Annotated in this window: 10 protein-coding genes and 1 other annotated feature; of the genes, 4 read left to right on the plus strand and 6 right to left on the minus strand. The window is 45.2% G+C overall.

All coding sequences use genetic code 11. The annotated features are described in order from the left end of the window. Positions 1–6 precede the first annotated feature (6 nt). On the minus strand, positions 7–2466 hold the full coding sequence (gene thrA / locus F0251_RS09145) for a bifunctional aspartate kinase/homoserine dehydrogenase I (protein ID WP_008224342.1): 2460 nt from the start codon (positions 2464–2466) through the stop codon (positions 7–9). Between the two features lie 29 nt (positions 2467–2495). Then, positions 2496–2614 (minus strand) — a sequence feature (Thr leader region). A gap of 319 nt (positions 2615–2933) precedes the next feature. On the opposite strand from thrA, the gene F0251_RS09150 reads away from it, so the two are divergent. Further along, on the plus strand, positions 2934–3392 hold the full coding sequence (locus tag F0251_RS09150; protein WP_116870024.1) for a ribonuclease regulator: 459 nt from the start codon (positions 2934–2936) through the stop codon (positions 3390–3392). 64 nt (positions 3393–3456) lie between these two features. On the opposite strand, the gene F0251_RS09155 is transcribed toward F0251_RS09150, so the two are convergent. After that, positions 3457–3942, minus strand: a complete 486-nt coding sequence (locus F0251_RS09155; RefSeq protein WP_116870023.1) for a putative 4-hydroxy-4-methyl-2-oxoglutarate aldolase — start codon at positions 3940–3942, stop codon at positions 3457–3459. 578 nt (positions 3943–4520) lie between these two features. On the opposite strand from F0251_RS09155, the gene arcA reads away from it, so the two are divergent. Further along, positions 4521–5237 (plus strand): two-component system response regulator ArcA, encoded by a 717-nt coding sequence (gene arcA / locus F0251_RS09160; RefSeq protein WP_004741534.1) that lies wholly within the window; start codon positions 4521–4523, stop codon positions 5235–5237. A gap of 124 nt (positions 5238–5361) precedes the next feature. Here the strand turns inward: arcA and F0251_RS09165 are convergent, their stop codons facing one another. The 4 genes from F0251_RS09165 to F0251_RS09180 form a co-directional block, all read right to left on the minus strand. Then, positions 5362–5805: a hypothetical protein gene (locus tag F0251_RS09165; RefSeq protein ID WP_008222882.1), complete on the minus strand. Its 444-nt coding sequence runs from the start codon at positions 5803–5805 to the stop codon at positions 5362–5364. A 7-nt stretch (positions 5806–5812) separates the two neighbouring features. After that, complete coding sequence (arcB, locus tag F0251_RS09170) at positions 5813–8164, minus strand: aerobic respiration two-component sensor histidine kinase ArcB (protein WP_116870022.1); 2352 nt, start codon at positions 8162–8164, stop codon at positions 5813–5815. A gap of 150 nt (positions 8165–8314) precedes the next feature. Further along, positions 8315–10066, minus strand: a complete 1752-nt coding sequence (locus F0251_RS09175) for a diguanylate cyclase (protein WP_105058984.1) — start codon at positions 10064–10066, stop codon at positions 8315–8317. Positions 10067–10157: 91 nt separating this feature from the next. Beyond that, complete coding sequence (locus tag F0251_RS09180; protein ID WP_105058985.1) at positions 10158–11111, minus strand: TIGR01212 family radical SAM protein; 954 nt, start codon at positions 11109–11111, stop codon at positions 10158–10160. Positions 11112–11642: 531 nt separating this feature from the next. Here F0251_RS09180 and gltB point away from each other — a divergent pair. Continuing rightward, positions 11643–16190, plus strand: a complete 4548-nt coding sequence (gene gltB, locus F0251_RS09185) for a glutamate synthase large subunit (protein ID WP_171730848.1) — start codon at positions 11643–11645, stop codon at positions 16188–16190. Further along, a complete protein-coding gene (locus F0251_RS09190) occupies positions 16190–17659 on the plus strand; it encodes a glutamate synthase subunit beta (protein WP_061033364.1) in 1470 nt (489 codons plus the stop codon). Before gltB ends, F0251_RS09190 begins: the two co-directional genes overlap by 1 nt. Positions 17660–18057: the final 398 nt, after the last annotated feature.

Raw genomic sequence — 18057 nt, forward strand, 5'->3', positions numbered from 1 at the left:
TCATTCCTAAACTCCTAATTTCCAACCAAGAGTACGCATCACATCAGAGAATACGCCTGCTGCTGTTACTTCAGTACCAGCGCCGTAGCCACGAAGTACTAGCGGGATTGGTTGGTAGTAACGGCTGTAGAATGCTAGAGCGTTCTCGCCATCTTTAATCTTGAACATTGGGTCGTCGCCATCAACAGCTGCGATACGAACCTTACATTTACCATCGGCGATCTCACCAACATAACGAAGTACTTTGCCTTCTTCTGCTGCGATAGCTGATTGCTCTTGGAAGTAAGCGTCCGCTTCAGGCAAGCGAGCCATGAACTCTTCAACCGTACCTGAATCATCAAAACCTGGTGGTAGAGCTTGGTCAACTTCAACGTCTTCAAGCTCAAGCGCCATGCCTGCTTCACGAGCAAGAATAAGTAGCTTACGCGCCACATCCATACCAGATAGATCATCACGTGGGTCAGGTTCTGTGAAGCCGTTGTCTTTCGCAATGTTGGTTGCTTGGCTTAACGTCATACCTTCATCAAGCTTACCGAAGATGTAAGAAAGAGAACCAGACAGAATGCCGTTGAATTTCTCAAGCTCATCACCTGCAGAGATTAGGTTCTGTAGGTTTTCGATTACAGGTAGACCTGCACCAACCGTTGTCTCGTACATCAGTTTACGACGTGAGTTACGTGCGACTTCACGCAGCTGATGGTAGTAAGCCATACTAGCTGTATTTGCTTTCTTGTTTGGTGTTACTACGTGGAAACCTGCTGCTAGGAAATCAGCATACTGCGCCGCAATATCTTCGCTAGACGTACAGTCAACCAATACAGGGTTGATGATATGGTTACGTTGAACAAGAGCGGCTAAGCGAGCGAGGCTGAACTCTTCTGTCGCACTCGACATGCGATCACGCCACTGTTCTAGTGGTAAGCCTTCACTGTCTAGCAATAAACCTTTGCTGTTGGCTAAACCACATACGCGAATCACGATGCCCTTTTCAGCCAGTTTGCCTTGCTGACGTTGGATCTGGTCAACAAGTTCGCCACCAACACCGCCAACACCAACAACGAATACGTCAAGGAAGTGCTTAGAGTTAAATAGGTTCTCGTGACACGCTTTGATTGCTTCTGAAATTTTATCTTCAGGGATAACCGCAGAGATAGCGCGCTCAGATGAGCCTTGTGCAATCGCAACAATGTTCACGTTCACTTCAGCTAAAGAAGAGAAGAACTGAGAAGCAACACCGCGTGAAGTACGCATGCCGTCGCCCACCAAGGTCACGATAGCAACGTCATCCATGAACTCAACTGGCTCTAGCAGGCCATCTTTAAGCTCAAGTTCAAACGCTTCTGATAGCACTTGCTTAGCTTTTAACTTATCAGCCGACTCGATACAGAAGCTGATGCTGTACTCAGAAGACGATTGAGTAATAAGAACAATAGATACGCCAGCCGAAGACATCGCGCCGAATACGCGGCTCGCCATACCAACCATACCCTTCATACCTGGGCCCGATACGTTAACCATCGTTAGGTCACTTAGTGTCGTGATGCCTTTGATCGCTAGGTTATCTTCGCCAGTGTCTTGACCAATCAAAGTACCAGCACCTTGTGGGTTAAAGCTGTTTTTGATCAGACAAGGAATGTGGAATTGTGCGATAGGAGCAATAGTTTTCGGGTGTAGAACCGAAGCACCAAAGTAAGAAAGCTCCATTGCTTCTTGGTAGCTAAGTGATTTAAGCAGACGAGCATCATCAACTAAGCGCGGGTCACAGTTGTAAACGCCATCGACATCAGTCCAGATTTCACAGCAATCTGCACGTAGACACGCCGCTAGCACAGCTGCTGAGTAGTCAGAGCCATTACGACCAAGCGTGACTAGCTCACCTTTTTCATTACCAGCAGTAAAGCCCGGCATGATGTTAACGTGGCCTTTCGGAAGTGGTGATTGTTGGAAGTTCTGTGTAGAGACATCCACATCGACCATAGCTTCAAGGTGATCGCCTTTAGCATATAGGTATTGAACAGGGTCAATCAGGCTTGCTGGTTGGCCTTTCGCTTCCAACACTGCTTTCATTAACTGGATAGAGATTCGCTCACCTTTACTGATGATGCGAGCGTTGACGTGGTTTGGGCACATACCAAGTAGGTTGATGCCATTCACGAACTGCTTTAGCTGAGCAAGAGAAGTATCCACCTGCTCTTGGAACGCAGAACCATCAATTGAAGGTACGACCGCTTTGATCTCTGCAAATAGTGCATTAAATGAAGATTCGATCTCTGTAATCTGTGCGTCAGCTTCACCATTTTTTAGTGCAGCTTCAATAACAGCGACCAACTTATTGGTTGTTTTTCCTGGAGCCGATAGTACAACGGCTAGCTCTTCTTGCTGGGCATTATTAGCGATGATATCAGCCGCTCGTAAAAAACGATCTGCATCAGCTAATGATGAACCTCCAAACTTTAAAACGCGCATCCCTTTCTCCATAAGTCATAAAAATGGTACAAAAAAAGGCCTGTATCTTGTTGGATACAGGCCTTTTTTTTAAAATCCGTTACTTAGCAGCCTGCCCCAACAATGTTAATGTCGGTAATAATAATGGTTGTGGTCATTACTAGGTGGCTTACGTGCTGCATATCAAATTCTCTGCTTGTGCTTTACTCTACGTGTATCAATTTTTACCACTAGACGTCAATGAAAAGTTGCGTTTTTTTTACATTCAGACCGTTTTTCAGAGCAAACCGTCATTTCAGTGATAAAACATCCAGTGCGCACCGACAATTCAGAGGTACGGTTTGATAAACGAACAGATATTAGCAAATCAATTTTATATAAGGTCATAACAAAATGCTATATCGATTGTTCAGCAAGCATACAAGAACTGTGCTTTAATTGAACGATAACGTTCGCAGAACAATAATAAATAACATCAGGAGTGGGAAGTGAAGAGATTACTTATTCTTTTAGCCTTTGCTATGCCTGTTGTATGTTCAGCGAATAGCTTGCCTTTATTGCCGAGTCAAATTGATCGTTCGGCCCACAAGTTCTTTATTTCATCTCAAAACGCATCCAACGAAAGTTTCGATACTTGGAAAGTCGACAGCGGTTACGCGTACAGCTTATTCGATGACGTGGATGTTTACGTCGGTACACGAATCAACAATGCGTCATTGAAACATGAAAGTGGATTCTTGAGCGGTGTCAGTTACCAGTTTTCAGAAAGGGTCTCGTTCAACAGTTCTTTGCACACCTATAAAGATGAAACAGAAGACAGTGACAAATCTGTTGCGGCTGAGGTGTCGAGCCGAGTGCAACTGACCGACAACTTGGATTTGCATGCCACCCTTGATTACGAAGAGTGGCAGCGAGGTGTCGAAGTAGGACTAGGGTTTCGCTTCTAATCCATAAGCTTAATATCGATGGACAAAGTTATGATCCAAACCTCATCTGAAGATCACACACCACTTATGATTCAAGCAGCAACTCAGATGAAATTAGCACGCCATTCCAATCGGCATAAATGTAATCTCCAGGCTGAATCAATTGGTTATGCACCGTCAGTGTCACATTCACTTGGCCTACGCCACGCTTCTCGGTTTTGAATGGTGATGCACCTAGCGCCTGAACACCCAAGTCCATTTGTGACATCATTCCAACATCACGTACAGCACCGTTTACAATCACGCCTTCCCAACCATTCTCTATGGCAAGAATCGCGAGTTGGTCACCAAGCAGTGCTTTTTGACACGAGCCATTTCCGTCAACAACCAATACTTTGCCGCTGCCGTCAGTATCTAAAACTTCGCGAACCTTCGAATTATCGTGATAACAACGAACTGTTACAATTTTTCCCCAGAACGCACCACGTTGGCCGAAGTTCTGTAATGGAAGGTTAAGTAGGGTGACTTTGCTTTCAAACTCATCACACAAGTCGGGTGTTATATCGTGCATATATCCTCCGTGAGTAAGGCGTACCTGAAAATCAGGCGAGCCCCTATGCTTTTATATTGTTATTAAAAATTATTCCTTTGTTTTCATTGTTCTATGCTCAATTTAATACTGAATCAAGGTTGATTGAACATATTTATCTACTAGACTCTAAGGACAGCGTTCAGCTTCCTTGGTTCATAATCAGGTCTTTAGCGGGCGAGATGTGATCACTATCTCGAATAATCATTCTGGTTTTCCTGCTAAATAGTCACCATAACACTGGTTAAGTTGTAGCCATACTATTAAAGTTTGTTGCGATACGGCAATTGATGTAAATCAACAAAGTGAATGGAATTAACATTCTCGCGTTGTTAGCATGCTGTTAACATTATAGAATCCGTTGCAATCACTAAAAGAATGATTGAAAGGCGTACTGGATCTACGTTATTGGGCAATACTTCAAGGAAGGCAGATAGCTGGAAGTAAGTGTTTTTTTGAAAACTTTAAGTTATCATCAAAAATACATTACCTGTATGTTATGTTTTTGCCTAGAATTTATTCTATTAGCACAGTTTCGTCACAAATTTAGGTACCGCCAAATGCAAACCCCGCAGATTCTTATCGTTGAAGATGAGCAAGTAACTCGTAACACTCTAAAGAGTATTTTTGAAGCAGAGGGATATGCTGTTTTTGAGGCTAGCGACGGTGAAGAGATGCACCAAGTGCTATCTGACAACCAAGTTAACCTTGTAATTATGGACATCAACCTTCCAGGTAAGAATGGCCTACTACTTGCGCGTGAACTGCGTGAGCAAGCAAATGTAGCGCTTATGTTCTTAACTGGTCGTGATAATGAAGTTGATAAGATCCTTGGCCTAGAGATCGGCGCTGATGATTACATCACTAAGCCTTTTAACCCTCGTGAACTGACTATTCGTGCACGCAACCTTCTTAACCGTTCAATGAGCACAAGCTCTGTTCAAGAAGAGAAGCGCAGCGTTGAGAAGTACGAGTTCAACGGTTGGGTACTAGATATCAACAGTCGTTCTCTGGTTAGCCCAGATGGCGAAGGCTACAAGCTACCTCGTTCAGAGTTCCGTGCTCTACTTCACTTCTGTGAGAACCCAGGTAAGATCCAAACACGTGCAGACCTTCTTAAGAAGATGACTGGCCGTGAGCTTAAGCCACACGATCGTACTGTAGACGTAACAATCCGTCGTATTCGTAAGCACTTTGAATCTGTTTCTGGTACTCCAGAAATCATCGCAACGATTCACGGTGAAGGCTACCGCTTTTGTGGTGACCTAGAAGACTAATTCGATTCGCGTTTCTAGTCGTTTAGCACATAGTGTTTAAACAGTTGAAGCGCAATCAATAGTTATTAAAAAGGGAGAATGCCAACGCATTCTCCCTTTTTTGTTGTTCTGAGTTGAATAAGGGTTAGTAAACCGTATCAACCTTAACGTCTTTCTCCACCAGCCATTTCACCGTTTCACCGTCTTTCAGTTCAACCGCAACATCAACCGGCTTTTCGCTGTCGATCTCTAGCTGCCATACAAACGCGACTTCCCACTGAGTCTCGCTGTGCGTTCTTAGATCAAGATCGTCAGCAGTTACTAACAAGGTATCTGCGCCTTGCTTAACGGTCACGCTTTCCACCGCCAGTGTTGCTGGTAATTCTGAATCTGACTCTAGGTAGATAGCGCCATGCAGAGTCTTGTCTTGAGTCTCTCCGATCGTTGGCATCTTGTTGTGCCAAAGGTTGCTTTTCATTGTGACTGTCGCTGCAGATACTTCAACTTGGTTGTCCTGCTGCCACTCAACTTGTGGTGCAGCACAGCCCGCTAATGCCACTACGCATGCGGCGAATGCTAATTTTTTCATTATTCTTCTACCTTTGGTTTAACCAACTCTTTAAGACTTCAATGTCATTCTGGTATTCGTTATTAATCTCATCGACCCAATCTGAAATATTTTCCCACCAAGCTGGTAGGTCTGGAGATTGGGCTTTTTGAGCTACTTGCTGGATGCGCTTCAAACCAATTGAACCTGCAGCGCCTTTAATCTTGTGCGCCTCAGAAACGATACTGGCTTGGTCTTTCGCGACCATATTGGAGTTCAATATTTCCATATACTCCGGCATCATATCTTCAAACATCACGATGCTATCTAAAACCGGCTTCGGTCCAACAATGTCAACATAAGACTCTAGCATATCAATATCAAGCAAACTGGTGTCAATCGAAGAAATCATCGGCTTACTCTCCTCTACCTTTTCGGTCGCTCCGGCTTCTTTCACAGCCTCTGATGCATCCTCGATAAGTTCGCTGATCACATCTTGAATCGCTCTCACGGATAGCGGTTTACTGATCGCCTCATCCATACCTTTCTGGAAATACTCTTGCTTGTTACTTAGTACATTCGCAGTCAATGCCACTAACGGCGGTAATTGGGTGTATTTCTCACGGTAGTACTGGGCAATATCGAAGCCTGTCATATCTGGTAGCTGGATATCCAACAATACCAAGTCATAGTCTTCTGGGTTGAAGGCAATTTGCGCCTCTTTACCAGTCATCACCACCGTCACTTCATGACCTAGGCTCTCCAACAGAGAGCGTGCAACCGTGATATTGAGTTCGATATCTTCAACCATGAAGATCTTAAGGTTCGACTGTTTTCGAGGTGTCTTAATCAAGGCTTGAGTGTCATGATTAACAGGCACACGAATCGAAACCGTGAAGGTACTACCAAAGCCCTCTTCACTGGTTACCTCAATGTCACCATCCATCATGTTGATCAACTGTTTAGAGACAGCAAGACCAATACCGGTTCCCACTGCATGCAAGTTATCGGTGCCTGATTTCACCTGATAGTACATCGCGAAGATCTTCTCGAGTTCGCTTTCAGGAATACCAATGCCTGTGTCTTCAACTTCCATAGTGATGTTGGCAAAGTCACCATCAATATCGGCGCTAACAGTCATCACCACGCCACCATCTTTGGTGAACTTCATCGCGTTACTAACTAGATTCCACAGTACCTGTCTTAGACGAGTACCATCAACTTCAACAGCCACAGGAAGATCAGACAATCGTTCTAAGTCGAACCTCAAGCCTTTCTGTTCAGCCATCAGTGCCGAGATACTTTCGATCTCCACAACAAAGTCTTCAAAGTTGATCGGGGTTGGGAATAGCTCAAGCTTGCGACGGTCGAACTTATCCATGTCGATAATATCGTTGAAGATGTTACCCAGTGTTACCGCGCTCACCTTGATAGTTTGCATCTGTTTGCGCTGCTCACTGGTCAGTTGGCTATCAAGCAACATGCGGCTTAAGCCAATAATGCCGTTAAGCGGTGTTCTTAACTCGTGGCTGATAGTAGAAATAAAGGTGGTCTTATCACGGCTAGCTTTCTCAATGGACTCTTGATGCTCTTTACGCTCGGTAATATCACGACCGAAGCCCACCAAACCAAGATGACGACCATCTTTGCTGTAGAAAGGCACTTTACGCAGTTCGAAGTAGCTCTTACGTCCATCTGGGTACTCAAGCCATTGATCGTAGGTGAGAGCCTGGTTGTCAGCAAAAACTTTCTTATCTGTTTCAACAACTTGCTGAGCGATTTCTTTGCTGTAGACATCCCACGGTGTCAAACCCACCAAGTCTTTTTCTGTCTTGCCAGTGAGCTCCTCAACTGCACGGTTACAACCCGAGAACACGCCGTCCTCATTACGGTAGTAAATAAGGTCAGGCGAGGCATCGATAAACGAGCGCAGCAGTGCCGTTCGCTCTGCAAGTTCAAGCTGAGTGCGCTCACGCTGAAATACTTCATTCTCGAGGTCATGCATCGCTTCAGCACGCGCCTCTTCGGCCTTTTCACGCTCTTCAATTTCTTGATTAAGCTTCTCGATATTAAGCTGCAACTTATTATTCAGCTCTTGGTCGCGCTCTCGCATGTCGCCAAGTTTAGAGACTAACTTAGCTAAACGCTGACGAGACTCTTCCAGCTGATCAACAACCACTGACAGAAAGTAAACGGCCCAAGGTGTGATCACTAAACCGAAGAATACTGAGCGGACAATGTCGATGTCATCAACATTACCTTTAAGTGCGAGAGTGATGCCGACTTGCACGACAACAGCGAGGGCAACAAGCGCTAAGGCGAGTAAGATAGAAAAGCGGACAATCCCCAGCTTTACGAGTAGATCCACGTAATACTGGGCGAGATTTTTCATGGGTTTCATTTAGCGCTCCATGCGATAAGACTAGCAACATTCTACCCTGTTTGAAGATAGGAGGTAAGCTAGCTACATCACATGCAGCAAGAGAGCTGGGTTATATTGTTTAAAACAGATAACCCAAGTAAATAAAGGCTAAGTCAGTGATAAATTTATTTAGCGAATCGACGATGGATGCACGCTCGAACGATTTCGACCATCAGACTTCGCTTGATAAAGCGCACTGTCGGCTAACGCTACCGCAGACTCCATCTCATCTTCAGGAGTCGGTACATAAGAGATAACACCAATACTGACGGTAATAAACTCAGAAACGGTTGATTTTTCATGGATCAGCCCCAGCTTTAGCACTTCATCATGAATTCGCTGTGCGACCATCAATGCTCCGTCCGCGGTTGTGTTTGGCAGAATAAAACCAAACTCTTCACCACCATAACGAGCCACACAATCTGACGAACGGTTAAGTACCTTCTTAAACGCCTGAGAGACTTGAATCAGCGCATCATCACCTTGTTGGTGACCGTAGTAGTCGTTGTAGCCTTTAAAGAAGTCGATATCACACAACATAATAGTAAGTGGTAACTTCTCACGTACATGGTAATGCCACAGGGTCGACAGTTGTTCATCAAAGCGGCGTCGGTTAGAAACCTGAGTCAGACTGTCCATAAAGCTGAGACGCTCAAGCTCAAGGTTCGCCTCTTCCAATTTCTGCTCAGCAAGGTAACGCTCGGTGATATCGCGAGCCATGATCAACACACCATTAGTGCTAGACGCTGGATCTCTAAATGGCGACTTCACCACGTCATACCAAGTGTATTCACCATCACTAGAGATCACCTTGTCGATATAACGCAGTGATTTCCCTTGATGAAGCACCTGATGATCGGACTCTGAGATACGCATATACATGCTATTTGGCACCACATCCTGAAGGCGCTTACCGACCAAATCACTGACCTCAGAAATACCAAGCGCTGCCACAAACGGCTTATTACAGGCTTGGTAAACCATGTTTTCATTAAAGATACCGATCGAGTCAGGGCTGGCTTCTAAGATGTTTTGTAAGATGGTGTCACGCTGAGCAAGGGCGACTTCGGTATCTTTACGTTTTTCCATCTCACCACGCAGTTTCTGCTGCATATCGTGCCAGTCGGTTACATCATGGCTAATAGAAAGCGTGCCGATGTTTTCCCCATCCTGAGATAACAACACACTTTGGTAGGTTTCAAGTAGGCAGCTTTTACCATCTTGGTCAGTCGTCCATGAACGTTCACTGACGCGGCCTTTTAAGGCTCCACCCGAAACGCTTAAAGTGCCCTCTTCCGGGCGACCATGCCAAAACTTCTTGAAGGAGCGATTGCTTGCTAGCAATTCACCTTTTTGGTCCTTTACATAAATCAACTCAGACAGGGAGTCCAAAGCGGTACGGGCGACATTCAGTTCACGCAGCTCTTGGGATTGCTCTTCATTCGTGTTTTTGTAAGGTGATGCGTGAATCATCCACGCTTTTTTGTTTCTAAAGTGGATCTTACGCCCCACAAGATTGATCTTGAAGGACTCAAATTCAGACAGTGCCCAAAGCGAGTTCTGAGCAAATGATCGAGAGTTGATGTGATTGGTTAAGTATTGACGGAAACTATTTTCGCTTTCCACGGTAGGAAAACGAAAGTTTACGCCAATCTGGCGGATACCAAGCAACTGCATTGCCTGACGGTTGGAATACAAGATCTCGCCGGTCCGGACATCAACGAAAAATAGAGGGGATGGCGTCGAGAGAAGTAACTTTTCAATATGAGACTGATAACGTGAATAAAGATGCCAGCAGATCAGAGCAATCAGCAACATGAAAACGATATAAACACCGTAGCCATACGCTCTGTCCCACAACCAAGTCATTACCAGTTCCATCTACTCTCAATCTATACCATAAAATCTGTGAGGGAAATGTTACCACTATTTACTGGTTTTATCTGCTGTTACCTACTTTCACCCATTTCTATCAATTCGTTATGTTTAAAACAGGTAATGTGTACTCGAACGCAGAACCTGTTTTAATGCCTTGAGCACCGGTTTTATCTAATGAACGACCTATCTCTGTCATCGCCAACCAACGGTTCTCACACCATAACGGAGATAGTAACGTAGGGCGTCTTGCCGCAGATGAAACACGATGGTAAACCACGTCCGCTGGCGTACGCTGAATGATATCGGTAGCAATGTCGATGTACTCTTCAAGGCTTGGAGCTTCTAGCTTGCCTGCTTTCCATGCCTTGGCCATGGTACTTCCCTCTACGATATGAAGGCCATGAAGTTTGATGCCATCCGTTCCTACCGCTAATACCTTATCTAGTGTTTCCAGGTTATCCGCTTTAGTTTCTTTTGGCAGGCCAACAATCAGGTGAGTACACACCTTGATTCCGAGAGCACGAGCACGTTGGGTGATCGTTTCATACACCGCAAAATCATGACCACGATTAACGCGTTTGAGCGTGCTGTTATTGGCCGTTTGCAAACCGAGTTCCAACCAGATCTCATACCCCTTTTCTACGTATCCAGCCAATAATTCTAAAACAGAATCAGGTACGCAGTCGGGTCTTGTGCCCACGCAAAGACCAACGATATCGGCACCAGGTGCTTTTAGCGCCTCTTCATACATATTCTTGAGCACTTGCACCTCAGCATAAGTGCTGGTGTACGCCTGAAAATAAGCCAGATACTTCTTAGCACGAGCAATTTCACCCGCACGATCTTTTAGTTGTTCTGCAATACTCTGAACCTGAGTTTGTTCATCGGCAAAAGACGCCACATTACAAAAAGTGCAGCCTCCACGGCCAATGGTTCCATCTCGGTTTGGACAACTGAAACCACCATGCAGTGTTAGTTTATGAACCTTTTCGCCATAACGACGTTGAAGATCTTGGCCGATAGTATTGACCAACTCATGTAATTGCATATTTTCAAAGCGCTCAAGTAAATAAGAATGAATATCAGTCTTTTTTTTGAAAAAAAATTACATCCCTGCAAAATTCGACCAATTAGTTTACTCAAGGCTTTTTGCGAGCAACCTATCAAATATCAATAAACATGCAAAAAATCGGCTCTATTTGCCTAATGTTGCACATTTGTTAGACAAAAAATTCAAAATAAAACGAAAAAAATGGTCTACATGGTTCAACTTTCATTGCAATTCGCCTAAACAAAATTGTAGGATACTTACACACATTGGCTATTTTTGAGTATTTACTTACAACAAAAACTTGCTAATAAGTCGGTGATATCTAACTCCCACCTATATAAACCACTAGTTTGTGGCTAAAAATAAACGGATATCACCAAGGATTGTTTTTCTCGCAATACTTTTCCTGCGAGATACGGAAAGGATTCAAACCGCCAACATAGGCAGGTTTAGACTCATAAATATAAAAGGACAAGGCTGACTTTATACAAAGAAGTTGCGCCTAGATTTAACTGGAAGGATGTATCTATGGTAGATCAAGAGCAGAACTCACAGGGTCTGTATACTCCTGAACTGGAGCATGACGCTTGTGGTATCGGTTTTGTTGCGCATCTCAAGAATCGCAAATCTCATGATGTAGTAACTCAAGCACTCGATATGCTTGCACGTATGGAACACCGTGGTGGCCAAGGCTGCGATCCGTGTTCTGGTGATGGTGCAGGTATCCTGCTACAGAAGCCGCACGAATTCTTACTAGAAGAAGCCGTAAAGCTTGGAATTAAACTGCCATCTTTTGAAAAATATGGTGTTGGTGTTGTACTTTTCCCTAAAGATGAACACAAACGTGCACAGTGTCGTGACATTCTAGAACGCAATGCACAACGCCTAGAGTTAGAAGTGATCGGCTATCGTGAACTTCCAACTGACAACTCAATGATTGGTGCTGACCCACTAAGCACTGAACCTCAATTTGAACACGTATTTGTCTCTGGCGGCCCTGGTATTACTCCAGAAGAGCTTGAGCGCAAACTGTACGTTCTACGTAACTACACCGTTCGCGTGTGTCTAGAAAGCGTTTCAAATATCGGTGATGACTTCTACATTAACTCAATGTCTTACAAGACATTGGTGTACAAAGGTCAGCTAACAACAGAACAAGTTCCTCAGTACTTCCTAGATCTGCAAAACCCAACCATGGTGACAGCTCTAGCACTTGTACACTCTCGCTTCTCTACCAATACATTCCCACGTTGGCGTCTAGCTCAGCCTTTCCGTTACATCGCGCACAATGGCGAAATCAATACGGTTCGCGGCAACCTAAACTGGATGAAAGCGCGTGAAGCGATCCTTGAATCGGATCTATTCACACAAGCTGAAATCGACATGCTACTGCCTATCTGTCAGGAAGGTAGCTCGGATTCATCAAACTTCGATATGGCACTAGAACTACTTGTTCTTTCAGGTCGTACTCTGCCACACGCATTGATGATGATGATCCCGGAAGCATGGCAAGAAAACAAAAACATGGACCCAACTCGTCGTGCGTTCTACCAGTACCACGCGAACGTAATGGAACCATGGGATGGCCCAGCTTCGGTATGTTTCACTGATGGTGTTCAAGTAGGTGCAACCCTTGACCGTAACGGTCTGCGCCCTTCTCGCTACACAGTGACCAAAGACGATTTCCTAGTGATGGCGTCTGAATCAGGTGTTGTTGAAATTGCACCAGAAAACGTTGAATACCGTGGTCGTCTACAACCAGGTCGTATCTTCGTTGCTGACTTAGAGCAAGGCCGCATCATTTCTGATGAAGAAGTGAAAGATGGCATCGCGAAATCTCAACCGTACGAAAAGTGGGTTGAAGAGAACCTTCTGAGCTTGAAAAAGCTACCAGACGCGAGCAACGAATTTAGCCAACCTTCTCCAGAGAAACTTCTTCACAAACAACAATCGTTTGGTGTGAGCTCTGAAGAAGTAAACGAAATCATTCTACCTCTTGCGAAGACCGGCTATGAGCCGCTTTCTGCAATGGGTGCTGACTGGCCGCTAGCGATTCTTTCTCATCAATCGCAGCACCTTTCAAACTACTTCAAACAGCTGTTTGCTCAAGTAACTAACCCGCCAATCGACCCGATTCGTGAGCGTATGGTTATGTCTCTGAACACTTACCTAGGTAAAGATCAGAACCTACTCGCTGAAACACCTGAGCACTGTCAAAAGGTAGAGCTTGAGTCTCCAGTACTGTCTAACTCTGAGTTAGAAAAGCTGCGTGCTATCGATAACGAGCACCTTCAAGCGAAGACGTTGGATATCGTATTCCAAGCAAACGGAGACCAAGGTAAGTTAGAGCGTGCTCTGAAACGTATTTGCCAATACGCAGAAGATGCCGTGATTGATGGTTACTCAATCATCCTACTAACTGACCGTGCGGTTAACTCTAACCACGCTGCAATTCCAGCAATGCTTGCTGTTGGGGCGGTACACCACCACCTAATCCGAAAAGGCCTACGTGCTAAGTGTGACATCGTGGTTGAAACGGGTGATGCACGTGAAACACACCACTTCGCAACGCTTCTTGGCTATGGTGCAAACGCAGTTAACCCATACCTAGTAATTGAAACGATTGTTGAACTACAACGTACTAAAAAACTAGACCCGAACGTTCACCCACGTGAGTTCTTCGATAACTACCGTAAAGGTGTTAACGGCGGTCTACTGAAGATTTTCTCTAAGATGGGGATCTCGACACTGCAGTCTTACCACGGTGCACAAATCTTTGAAGCACTTGGTATCAGCAAGTCAGTGGTTGAAAAATACTTCACTGGTACGGTTTCTCGTATCCAAGGTCTAACGATCGATGACATCGCTCGTGAAGTGCTTGTTCGTCACCGTGTTGGTTACCCAGCTCGTGAAATCCCAGCTCAAATCCTTGATGTTGGTGGTGTTTACCAGTGGAAACAACGTGGTGAGAAACACTTATTCAACCCAGAAACGATTTCTCTACTTCAAGAGTCGACGCGTAACAAAGATTACGGTCAGTTCAAGAAGTACGCAAAAGCCGTCGATGACCAAGGCGACAACGCAGCAACGCTACGTAGCCAACTTGATTTCATCAAAAACCCTGCAGGCTCTATTCCTCTAGCGGAAGTAGAACCAATCGAGAATATCCTTAAGCGTTTCGCTACTGGCGCAATGAGCTTTGGTTCTATCTCGCATGAGGCTCACTCAACACTGGCTGTTGCAATGAACCGCATTGGCGCGAAGTCAAACTCAGGTGAAGGTGGTGAAGATCCAGCACGTTTCGAACGCAAAGAAAACGGTGACTGGGAACGTTCAGCAATCAAACAAGTAGCTTCTGGTCGCTTTGGTGTAACGTCTTACTACCTATCGAACGCTGATGAGCTGCAAATCAAGATGGCTCAAGGTGCGAAACCTGGTGAAGGTGGTCAACTACCTGGTGATAAGGTTGATGACTGGATCGGCGCGACGCGTCACTCGACTCCAGGCGTAGGTCTAATCTCACCACCGCCACACCACGATATCTACTCAATCGAAGATTTGGCTCAGCTGATCTACGATCTGAAAAACGCGAACCGTAACGGCCGTGTCAACGTGAAGCTAGTATCAGAAGCTGGTGTAGGTACGATTGCATCAGGTGTAGCAAAAGCGAAAGCTGACGTAGTACTTATCGCAGGTTTCGATGGTGGTACGGGTGCATCTCCGATGTCTTCTATCCGTCACACTGGTCTGCCTTGGGAACTAGGTCTAGCAGAAACGCACCAAACACTACTGAAAAACGGCCTACGTAACCGTATCGTTGTTCAGTCTGATGGTCAGATGAAAACACCACGTGACCTTGCAGTAGCAACGTTACTTGGCGCGGAAGAATGGGGCGTAGCAACAGCAGCATTGGTTGTTGAAGGCTGTATCATGATGCGTAAGTGTCACAAGAATACCTGTCCTGTTGGTATCGCAACACAAAACAAAACTCTGCGTGAGCGTTTCGACGGCCGCGTAGAAGACGTAGTGACTTTCTTCCAATACATGGCTGAAGGTCTGCGTGAAGTTATGGCTGAACTTGGCTTCCGCTCTATCGATGAGATGGTAGGTCAATCGCACAAACTTAAAGTTCGTGACGACATCGGCCACTGGAAGTACAAGAACCTAGATCTAACACCTGTACTGCACATTGAGCAGGCTCGTGAAGAAGATGGTATCTACAACCAGACACAACAAAACCACAACCTAGAAGACGTTCTAGACCGCAAGTTGATTCAAGCGGCAATTCCTGCACTTGAGAAAGGTGAAGCTGTAAATGCGACCTTCCCTATCATCAACACGGACCGCTCAGCGGGTACCATGCTGTCGAACGAAATCTCGAAGGTTTACAAAGACCAAGGTTTACCACAACCAATGAACGTTAAGTTCCACGGTAGTGCTGGCCAATCTTTCGGTGCGTTCCTTGCGAAAGGCGTTAAGTTCGAAGTAGAAGGCGACGCGAACGATTACTGGGGTAAAGGTCTGTCTGGCGGTACTTTGGTTCTGTACCCAGACGCGAAGTCTTCTATCGTTGCTGAAGATAATATCGTGGTTGGTAACGTATGTTTCTACGGTGCAACCTCAGGTGAATCTTTCATTCGCGGTATGGCTGGTGAACGTTTCTGTGTTCGTAACTCAGGTGCGAAGGTTGTTGTTGAGGGCGTTGGTGACCACGGTTGTGAATACATGACTGGCGGTGTTGCCGTTATCCTTGGCTCAACAGGTCGTAACTTTGCTGCGGGTATGAGTGGCGGTGTCGCTTATGTTTGGGACAAAGCAGGTGACTTCGAAACCAAGCTTAACCCAGAACTTGTAGACCTAGATCCAATTGAACAAGAAGATAAAGATCTTCTACTAGATATGCTAACCAAGCACGTTGAATTCACAGGAAGTGAAGTTGCTCAGTCTTTCCTAGACAACTTTGAAGCAAGTGTTGCATCACTGATTAAAGTTATGCCACGCGACTACAAAGCAGTTCTTGAGAAGCGTAAAGCTGAAGCACAACAGGCACAAACGGAAGAAGTGGAGGCAGTATAATGGGTAAGCCTACTGGATTTTTAGAACACGGTCGCGAGCTTCCAAAGAAGCTCGACCCATCGGTTCGTATCGAAGACAACAAAGAGTTCGTACTTAACGAAGAGTTTGGTGACAAGATCAATACTCAAGCATCTCGTTGTATGGACTGTGGCGTACCTTTCTGTCACAGCGGTTGTCCAATTGGTAACATCATCCCAGAATTCAATGACGCGGTTTATCGTGACAGCTGGGAAGAGGCTTGGAACATCCTAAGCTCTACCAATAACTTCCCTGAGTTTACGGGTCGTGTGTGTCCTTCTCCTTGTGAGAGTGCTTGTGTACTAGGTATTAACCAAGACCCAATCACTATCTGTAATATCGAGAAAACGATTGTAGAAACTGCGTACCGTGAAGGGTACGCAAAACCAAAAACACCTCGCTCTCGCACGGGTAAAACCGTAGCGATTGTTGGCTCTGGACCTGCAGGTCTAGCCGCAGCCGAGCAGCTAAACAGCGCTGGTCACTCAGTGACGGTATTTGAACGTGACGAAAAAGTTGGCGGTCTACTGCGTTTCGGTATCCCAGATTTCAAACTGGGTATGGACGTGATTGATCGTAAGATCAACCTAATGGCTGAAGCAGGCGTAGAGTTTAAAGTTAACCAACACATAGGTGTTGATGTTAACGCTCAGCAACTACGCCAAGAGTTTGATGTGGTATTGCTAACTGGTGGTTCTACGGTTCCACGTGACTTGCCAATCCCAGGTCGTGAGTTGAAAGGCGTTCACTTTGCCATGGAGTTCCTTGGTCAAAACAACCGCCGAGCTAACAACCTAGATCTTAAAACAGAAGAGATTCACGCTAAAGATAAGCACGTTGTGGTTATCGGTGGTGGTGATACTGGCTCTGACTGTGTGGGTACATCAAACCGTCACAAAGCAGCGAGCATTACTCAGGTTGAGATCATGCCGATCCCACCAGAGAAGCGCCCAGCAAACATGCCATGGCCTCAATACCCAATGATCATGAAGACCACGACTTCTCACGAAGAAGGTTGTGAGCGTCACTGGAACATCTTAACCAAAGAGTTCATCGGTAACGATCAAGGTCAGGTGACGGGTCTACGTATCGCAGACATCGTATGGAAAGACGCAGCTCCTGGTGAGCGCCCTACTTTTGATGAAGTAGCAAACTCAGAGCGTGTTATTCCTTGTGACCAAGCATTCCTAGCGATGGGTTTCTTGCACCCAGAGCCAACAGGTGTACTTGCTCAGCTTGATATCAAACTGGATGAGCGCGGTAACGTTGCTTCTGAAGGTTACGCAACCAACCAGAAAGGTGTTTTCGCTGCTGGTGATATGCGTACCGGTCAATCTCTAGTAGTACGTTGTATTAATGAAGGTCGTGAATGTGCGATTGCCATTGATGACTTCTTAATGGGTAACTCAAACTTAGAAGCGAAAGCTGATTCACTCATGCTTTCCGCATAATATTTCTCGGGCTAACGTCAATGACGTTAGCCTAGAGGAAAAGCAACACCCTTCCTAACTTTTATATTTGGCTAGCACTCGATGCTAGCCTTTTTTCTATCTAGCCTTTCCCTCTCACAACTACTCCGCCACTATAAATGTTAAATATCATTAACATTTACCACTCATATCTAACTGATATCAATCGACTATTTTAGATTATTACGTGGTTAATCGCGTTTACGCATGATAATTAACCATGAACTTGACCTTAAACACAATTAGCTATACGTTGTAAAACTGGTGAAAATAAAACCACTGAGTTTTGTTAACACAAGGGATAACGTTGAACTAGCTAAAAGACTATAAGTTCATAAAAAATAACAAGTACATGAATAGTTAGTCATTTACTGTCTGGA

It is taken from the genome of Vibrio sp. 070316B (genome assembly GCF_013114115.1).
GTDB lineage: Bacteria > Pseudomonadota > Gammaproteobacteria > Enterobacterales > Vibrionaceae > Vibrio > Vibrio chagasii_B.